The sequence below is a fragment of the Alcanivorax sp. HI0044 genome, from assembly GCF_001634945.1.
Genome location: NZ_LWEZ01000352.1, coordinates 1 through 1,274, shown reverse-complemented (window position 1 = coordinate 1,274; position 1,274 = coordinate 1). Strand labels below are relative to the sequence as shown.

Here is a 1,274-nt window from a genome sequence, read left to right as displayed (position 1 = left end):
CAGGTGTGCCATGAGGCTCCTTGGCCCGATAAAACAATAAAATCAGGTGTTCTCTGCCAGGATAATGGCATCGCGTAGACAGGCTATTTGCCAATAGCGACGCAGCCAATCCGATTGAGAACGGAGGGAAATCCATGTTGGTCAGGGCACTGATTGGATTGCTACTGCTCGCGAACCTGCCAGGCATCGCGCTGGCCGGCACTTCGACACCGATACAAACCCTCTCACTGCACCCCCCAGTGCAGTCCATGCCGCTCGCTCCCAACTTGCAAAGCTGGTGTGATGGTACCGGCGAAGCCAACCTGACCGACGCCCGCCAGGCTGACTACCAGCCGCTCAAGCGCCAACAAATCAGCTTTGGTTATCGGCGCGACGCCTGCTGGTTTCGCGTGCGCTTCGAAAACACTGGCGACGGGGAATTACCGCTGTGGCTACAGGTCGACTATGCCATCCTGGATGAAGTGGATTTTTTCTGGTCGACGACCGAGGCGTGCAATCAACCCATATGGGCGACACCTTGCCTTTTTCCAGCCGCCCCGTGCATATCCGCACTTTCACTCTCCCCTTCACGCTGTTACCGGATACCCCGCGCACCCTGTATCTGCGCGTCTACTCACTGACCAGCGCCATGACCGTACCGGTCAGCCTCGTCGGCCGAAATACATTCATCGAACAACAAAGCAGCAACGAATGGCTAATGGGAGGGTTTTACGGCATTGGCCTGGGGCTACTGTGCTACCACCTGGTGCTATGGCTGGGCGGACGTGAAAGAAACAGCCGCTTCTATGTTCTGCATCTGGCCTCATCCACACTCTATGTGGCTACCCTGCAGGGGGTTTTGCAGCAATTCTGGTTCGAATCCCAGGTATTACCGCAAAACACCAATCACTTTTTTGGCTACATGAGCCTGCTATCCGGGTTACTGTTTGCGCGCGATTATTTACAAACCCGGCGATGGCAATGGCTGGACCGGCTTCTCTTGTTCCTGTGCGCTACCCAAGCCATCATTATCGCCATCCTGCTGGCTAGCCCCGTCGGCACCCTGGCTCCACTGCAAGGTGGCGTTGCCCTGCTGACGCTGGCGGTCTTGCTGCTTTCGGGACTTTACAGTCTATTTCAGGGACGCCCCGAGGCCCGCATTTTCGTGTTGGCATGGAGCACATTCCTGCTCACCGTCACGTTGTTGGCGCTGGGCGCCTATGGCGTCATCACCCTGCCCGGAATTCTCACGGTAATCGGCGTTCAGGTCGGTCTGGTCATGCAACAGGTTCTTT

General features: G+C 56.7%; 1 protein-coding gene and 1 pseudogene. Both read left to right on the top strand.

The annotated features are described in order from the left end of the window. Nucleotides 1–134: 134 nt before the first annotated feature. Nucleotides 135–589, top strand: a pseudogene (locus A3730_RS32985) (7TM-DISM domain-containing protein); the annotation flags it as partial. A gap of 39 nt (nucleotides 590–628) precedes the next feature. Then, the coding region (locus A3730_RS04305) for a 7TM-DISM domain-containing protein (protein WP_156500888.1) at nucleotides 629–1,274 on the top strand (646 nt) is incomplete at its 3' end.